This is a genomic window from Streptomyces sp. NPDC127108 (genome assembly GCF_042677545.1).
Taxonomy (GTDB): Bacteria; Actinomycetota; Actinomycetes; order Streptomycetales; family Streptomycetaceae; genus Streptomyces.
Genome location: NZ_JBHXTE010000097.1, coordinates 1 through 6,331, shown reverse-complemented (window position 1 = coordinate 6,331; position 6,331 = coordinate 1). Strand labels below are relative to the sequence as shown.

At 70.8% G+C, this 6,331-nt stretch carries 6 protein-coding genes; 5 read left to right on the top strand and 1 reads right to left on the bottom strand.

Annotated elements, in window-relative coordinates; genetic code table 11:
* Positions 1-102: 102 nt before the first annotated feature.
* Positions 103-1,224 carry an amidohydrolase family protein gene (locus ACFVHO_RS40390; RefSeq protein WP_385725528.1) on the bottom strand — a complete coding sequence of 374 codons (1,122 nt, stop codon included), beginning with the start codon at positions 1,222-1,224 and terminating at the stop codon, positions 103-105.
* 152 nt (positions 1,225-1,376) lie between these two features.
* On the opposite strand from ACFVHO_RS40390, the gene ACFVHO_RS40385 reads away from it, so the two are divergent.
* From ACFVHO_RS40385 to thpD, 5 genes are all read left to right on the top strand, one after another.
* Positions 1,377-2,477, top strand: a complete 1,101-nt coding sequence (locus ACFVHO_RS40385) for a pyridoxal-phosphate-dependent aminotransferase family protein (RefSeq protein WP_385725527.1) — start codon at positions 1,377-1,379, stop codon at positions 2,475-2,477.
* A gap of 454 nt (positions 2,478-2,931) precedes the next feature.
* On the top strand, positions 2,932-3,489 hold the full coding sequence (gene ectA / locus ACFVHO_RS40380) for a diaminobutyrate acetyltransferase (RefSeq protein WP_385725526.1): 558 nt from the start codon (positions 2,932-2,934) through the stop codon (positions 3,487-3,489).
* 109 nt (positions 3,490-3,598) lie between these two features.
* The gene (gene ectB / locus ACFVHO_RS40375) at positions 3,599-4,870 is read left to right on the top strand and encodes a diaminobutyrate--2-oxoglutarate transaminase (RefSeq protein ID WP_385725525.1); all 1,272 of its coding nucleotides are present in this window, start codon (positions 3,599-3,601) and stop codon (positions 4,868-4,870) included.
* A gap of 39 nt (positions 4,871-4,909) precedes the next feature.
* Positions 4,910-5,311 carry an ectoine synthase gene (locus ACFVHO_RS40370; RefSeq protein WP_190116602.1) on the top strand — a complete coding sequence of 134 codons (402 nt, stop codon included), beginning with the start codon at positions 4,910-4,912 and terminating at the stop codon, positions 5,309-5,311.
* A gap of 63 nt (positions 5,312-5,374) precedes the next feature.
* Positions 5,375-6,274 (top strand): ectoine hydroxylase, encoded by a 900-nt coding sequence (gene thpD / locus ACFVHO_RS40365; protein ID WP_385725524.1) that lies wholly within the window; start codon positions 5,375-5,377, stop codon positions 6,272-6,274.
* Positions 6,275-6,331: the final 57 nt, after the last annotated feature.

The window sequence follows — 6,331 nt, the reverse complement described above, 5'->3', positions numbered from 1 at the left end:
CGGCGTTTGAGGACGAGGCGCGGAGCGCCGATACGGGGTCCGGGGCGGAGCCCCGGTTTCGGGAAGGGGCGGGATTGGGGAGCCCCCGGCAAGGCACCCGCCTCAGCCCACCACCCTCCCGTTCACCACCACCGCCGAAGGCGCCGCAAGGACCCGCACGTCGGCCCGCGGATCCTCCGCGTACACGACGAGGTCCGCAGGGGCCCCCTCGACGAGCCCAGGGCGCCCCAGCCAGGACCGCGCACGCCACACCGCCGAGGAAAGCGCCTCGACGGCCGGAATGCCCGCCTTGGTGAGTTCGGCGACCTCCCCGGCGATGAGGCCGTGGGCGAGGGCGCCGCCCGCGTCGGTGCCGGCGTAGACGGGGACACCGGCGTCGTAGGCGGCGCGGACGGTGTCGTAGCGACGGGCGTGGAGCCGCCGCATATGGGCGGACCAGCGCGGGAACTTCGCTTCGCCGCTGTCGGCGAGCTGCGGGAAGGTGGCGATGTTGACGAGGGTGGGGACGATGGCGACGCCGCGGGAGGCGAAGAGGGGGATGGTGTCCTCGGTGAGCCCGGTGGCGTGCTCGACGCAGTCGATGCCGGCTTCGACGAGGTCCCGCAGGGAGTCCTCGGCGAAGCAGTGGGCGGTGACGCGGGCCCCGAGCCGGTGGGCCTCGGCGATGGCGGCCTCGACGGCGCCCCGCGGCCAGCAGGCGGTGAGGTCACCGGCGTCGCGGTCGATCCAGTCGCCGACGAGCTTGACCCAGCCGTCGCCGCGCCGCGCCTCGCGGGCGACGTACGCGACGAGGTCGTCGGGCTCGATCTCGTGGGCGTAGTTGCGGATGTAGCGGCGGGTGCGCGCGATGTGCCGCCCGGCGCGGATGATCTTCGGCAGGTCCTCGCGGTCGTCGATCCAGCGGGTGTCGGAGGGCGAGCCCGCGTCACGCAGGAGCAGGGTGCCCGCGTCGCGGTCGGTGAGGGCCTGCTTCTCGGCGACGTCCGGCGCGACGGGCCCGTGGGCGTCGAGGCCGACGTGACAGTGCGCGTCGACGAGGCCGGGCAGCACCCACCCCCGGAGGGTCAGCGTGTCCCTGGCGGACCCTGCGGCCCCGGTGGACCCGGCGGCCGAGGCGGGCCGCTGGTAGGTCACCCGCCCGCCGACCACCCACAGCTCGTCGCGTACGTCATCGGGCCCTACGAGCACCCGCCCCTTCACGTGCAGCACCGCGCGTTCGCTCATGTGCGTCAGCTTAGACAGCAGCGTGGGAGTCGACAGGGCTGACGGGGGCGGTGGGTACGCTCGACGGCGAGAGGCCCGGGCCCGAGCCCCGCGGCCTCCTCACCGACCGGCCGTTGAGACCCCGTTACCGAGTTACCGAAGCGAGCAGCAGCGTGACGCACCCCTTCCTTGACCTGGCGCCGCTCGGCGCCGCGCACTTCGCCGCCATCGAGGACCGGGTGGCCCGGCTCCTGGACACCGAGCAGGACGTCGTGATCATGCAGGGCGAGGCGCTGCTGCCCCTGGAGGGCTGCATCCGGGGCGCCGCCAGGACCGGCACCAAGGCCCTGAACGTGATCACCGGTCCGTACGGGCAGACCTTCGGGAACTGGCTGCGGGACTGCGGCGCGAGCGTCGTCGACCTCGCGGTGCCGTTCCACACCGCCGTGACGGCCGCGCAGGTCGAGGCGGCCTTCGCCGAGCACCCGGACATCGACTTCGTGTCCCTGGTGCACGCGGAGGCGGCGACCGGCAACACCAACCCGGTGGCGGAGATCGGGGAGGTCGTACGGGCGCACGGCGCGCTGTTCATGCTGGACGCGGTGGCCTCGGTGGCCGCCGAGCCGCTCTTGCCGGACGCGTGGGGCGTGGACCTGTGCGTGATCGGCGCGCAGAAGGCGATGGGCGGCCCCGCGGGCGTCTCGGCGGTGTCGGTGAGCGAGCGCGCCTGGCAGCGCATGGCCGCCAACCCCGAGGCCCCGCGTCGCTCGTACCTCTCCCTCCTGGACTGGAAGGAGCGGTGGATCGACGGCGGCCGCAAGGCGCTTCTGCACGCTCCGGCGCAGCTGGAGATGCTGGCCCTGGAGGCGTGCGTGGAGCGCATCGAGGCGGAGGGCCTGGCCGCGCTGATGGGGCGGCACGCGACGGCGGCGACGGCGACGCGTGCGGGCGCCCTCGCGCTCGGCGGCGGTCTGGAGCCGTACGTGTACGAGGCCGCGGACGCCGCGCCGGTCGCGACGACGCTGCGGGCGCCGCGGGGCGTCGACGCCGCCGACCTGGTCGCGCGGGCGCTGGCCGCCGACCCGGTGCTGCCGCTGGTGGCGGGCGGGGGCGCGCTGGCCAAGGAGATGATCCGCGTCAACCACTACGGCCCGGACGCGACGCGCGGCGTGGTGCACGCGTCGCTGGCGGCGCTCGGCGCGGCGATGGGCGAGGTCGGGCTCGCCGTGGACCTGGAGGCCGGTCGGCGCGCCGTCACGGTCACCTGGGGGTAGTCCTGGGTGAGCGCTGATCGCGCTCCGCGCTCGTCCTCAAACGCCGGACGGGCTGTTCGTGCCCGCCGCACCACGAACGGGACAGCCCGTCCGGCACCTGCCGAAAACACGATTCACGCACCGCGATAAAGCGCTCCAGGCCAATTACCCCGTGCGCTTTCATGAATTCTTTATGAGTGCAGCTTCCCGTATTCTTCTGCCCGCTTTTCGAGGCCCTAAACACTAAGGTTTCGCCAGCGCCAAACGCCGTAATTCGGGCACGTCTCGCAGGGGTTACGCCGCTGTGACGCACTCCACAGCGGGGCCGTTTTGTCGGAAATAAATCAGGCAATAACCCCACAAAACCCCGGCCATTCGTGCGGGCGCCCGCGCCTGCGTGATAACACACGAATGCGCCGCGCGTAACCCCTTCCCCCGATGCAATCCCAGAAATTGCTCGGTAAATTCAATCCGCATGACCGCTGCACAAGCCGATCTACCGACCGACCTGCAAGCGAAATTCCTTGAAATGCCCGAGGGCCTGCGGATCGACACCCCGGGTGTCGCCGACGGCGCCGCGATCTGGCGGATCGCCCGCGACTCGAAGGTCCTCGACCTGAACTCCTCGTACAGCTACCTGCTGTGGTGCCGCGACTTCGCGGCGACATCCGTCGTGGCCAGGGACTCGGACGGCGAGCCCGTCGGGTTCATCACCGGCTACGTCCGCCCCGACAAGCCGCGCACCCTGGTGGTCTGGCAGGTGGCCGTCGACCACGCGCAGCGTGGCCGCGGTCTCGCCGGTGCGCTGCTCGACGGTCTCGCCGCGAAGGTCGCCGCCCACCCCGGGTTCGACGCCCTGGAGACCACCATCTCGCCGGGCAACACCGCCTCCGAGCGCCTGTTCACCTCGTTCGCGGAGCGCCACGGCGCGCGCGTCGAGCGGACCGTGCTGTTCGACGCGGCGCTGTTTCCCGGCGACGACGGCGGGCACGAGCCCGAAGTCCTGTACGACATCGCCCCACTCTTCCGCTGACCGGCCGGCAGCCGCGCCCCGAGGGCCTGACGCACCGTCACATGCCCCCGGCACACACCCAGTCCACTCAGAACCCCTCACGATCAATCCATCTCCCAGGAGATCCGCTGTGACCATCACCCAGCCCGACCTGAGCGTCTTCGAGACCCTGGAGTCGGAGGTGCGCAGCTACTGCCGCGGTTGGCCCACCGTCTTCGACCGCGCGCAGGGCAGCCGCATGTTCGACGAGGACGGTCATGAGTACCTCGACTTCTTCGCGGGGGCCGGTTCGCTCAACTACGGCCACAACAACCCGGTCCTCAAACGCGCCCTCATCGACTACCTGGAGCGCGACGGCGTCACCCACGGCCTCGACATGTCGACGACGGCCAAGCGGGCGTTCCTGGAGTCGTTCCAGAACCTGATCCTGCGCCCGCGCGACCTGCCGTACAAGGTCATGTTCCCGGGCCCGACGGGCACCAACGCGGTGGAGTCCGCGCTGAAGCTGGCCCGCAAGGTCAAGGGCCGCGAGTCGATCGTGTCCTTCACCAACGCCTTCCACGGCATGTCGCTGGGCTCGCTCGCGGTGACCGGCAACGCCTTCAAGCGGGCGGGCGCGGGCATCCCGCTGGTGCACGGCACGCCGATGCCCTTCGACCACTACCTCGACGACTCGATGCCGGACTTCCTGTGGTTCGAGCGGCTCCTGGAGGACCAGGGCTCGGGCCTGAACAAGCCGGCCGCGGTGATCGTGGAGACCGTGCAGGGCGAGGGCGGCATCAACGTGGCGCGCGCCGAGTGGCTGCGCTCGCTCGCCGACCTGTGCCGCCGCCAGGACATGCTCCTGATCGTCGACGACATCCAGATGGGCTGCGGCCGCACCGGCGCGTTCTTCTCCTTCGAGGAGGCGGGCATCGTGCCGGACATCGTGACGGTGTCCAAGTCCATCAGCGGCTATGGCCTGCCCATGTCGCTCTGCCTGTTCAAGCCGGAGCTGGACGTGTGGGAGCCGGGCGAGCACAACGGCACCTTCCGCGGCAACAACCCGGCGTTCGTGACGGCCGCCGCCGCCCTGGAGACGTACTGGTCCGACGGCCCGGCGATGGAGAAGCAGACCCAGGCCCGCGGCGAGCAGATCGAGCAGGCGCTGATCGCGATCGTCGACGAGAACAGCGACGCCATCGAGGAGTACCGCGGCCGCGGCCTGGTCTGGGGCATCGAGTTCCGTGACAAGCCGCGCGCGGGCGCCATCGCCAAGCGCGCCTTCGAACTCGGCCTGCTCATCGAGACCTCGGGCCCCGAGAGCGAGGTCGTCAAGCTGCTCCCGGCCCTGACCATCACGGCCGACGAACTGGACGAGGGCCTGCGCACGCTCGCCCGCGCGGTCCGCGAGACCGCCTGAACACGTACACCGCACGCACAGACAAGGAAACAACTCACCGTGATCGTCCGCTCGTTCAAGGACATTGAAGGCACCGACCGGCACGTCAAGGCCGCGTCGGGCACCTGGGAGAGCAAGCGCATCGTGCTCGCCAAGGAGCGCGTCGGCTTCTCGTTGCACGAGACCGTGCTCTACGCCGGTACGGAGACGAGCATGTGGTACGCCAACCACATCGAGGCCGTCGTCTGCACCGAGGGCGTCGCCGAGCTGACCAACGACGAGACCGGCGAGACGTTCACCATCACGCCGGGAACGATGTATCTGCTCGACGGGCACGAGAAGCACACCATGCGGATCAAGGAGGACTTCCGCTGCCTGTGCGTGTTCAACCCGCCGGTGACGGGCCGCGAGGACCACGACGAGAACGGCGTGTACCCGCTGCTCACCGAGCCGGAGGCGTGAACCGAGGCTGACGGAGAGACATCCCGCACAGGGCCGTACGAGAGAGGAGAGGCAGGCAACACCATGACCACCGCACCCGGACGAACCGCCGACCTGTACCCGACCCGAGGCGCCGAAGAGGTGCTCATCGAGCGCAAGGACCCCGTGGTGTGGTCCGCGCCGGGTGCGCCGGGGCCCTTCACCGGCGAGGACCTGGCGGGGTTCGAACGTGACGGCTTCCGGGCCGTGGAGCAATTGCTCGCGCCCGAGGAAGTCGCGGAGTACCACGCCGAGTTGGAGCGCCTCGTGGGCGACCCGGCGATGCGCGCGGACGAGCGCTCCATCGTCGAGCCGCGTTCCCAGGAGGTCCGGTCCATCTTCGAGGTGCACCGGATCAGCGAGGTCTTCGCCCGCCTCGCCGCCGACCCGCGCGTGGTCGGCCGGGCCCGCCAGATCCTCGGCTCCGACGTGTACGTCCACCAGTCCCGGATCAACGTCAAGCCGGGCTTCGGGGCGTCGGGCTTCTACTGGCACTCGGACTTCGAGACCTGGCACGCGGAGGACGGACTGGCGAACATGCGGACCGTCTCGGTGTCGATCGCGCTCACCAAGAACCACGACACCAACGGCGGGCTCATGATCATGCCCGGCTCGCACCGGACGTTCCTCGGCTGCGCGGGCGAGACGCCGCGGGACAACTACAAGAAGTCCCTGCAGATGCAGGACGCGGGCACGCCGTCCGACGAGGCGCTGACCAGGCTCGCCGGGGAGTACGGCATCCGCCTCTTCACCGGCGAGGCGGGCTCGGCAACCTGGTTCGACTGCAACGCCATGCACGGCTCCGGCGACAACATCACGCCCTACCCGCGCTCGAACGTCTTCCTCGTCTTCAACAGCGTGGAGAACGCCGCGGTCGAGCCGTTCGCGGCGCCGGTGCGGCGGCCCGAGTACATCGGGGCGCGGGACTTCACTCCGGTGGGGTGAGGCCCTGACGCGCTCCGGCGCGCGGCCGACGGCGGTGGCCCGGCACCTCTTGGGTGC

What these genes read in the sequence shown, in the direction of transcription:
- ACFVHO_RS40390 (WP_385725528.1), bottom strand. Translation starts at nt 1,224, where the DNA reads ATGAGCGAACGCGCGGTGCTGCACGTGAAGGGGCGGGTGCTCGTAGGG.
- ectA (WP_385725526.1), top strand. Translation starts at nt 2,932, where the DNA reads ATGACCGCTGCACAAGCCGATCTACCGACCGACCTGCAAGCGAAATTC.
- thpD (WP_385725524.1), top strand. Translation starts at nt 5,375, where the DNA reads ATGACCACCGCACCCGGACGAACCGCCGACCTGTACCCGACCCGAGGC.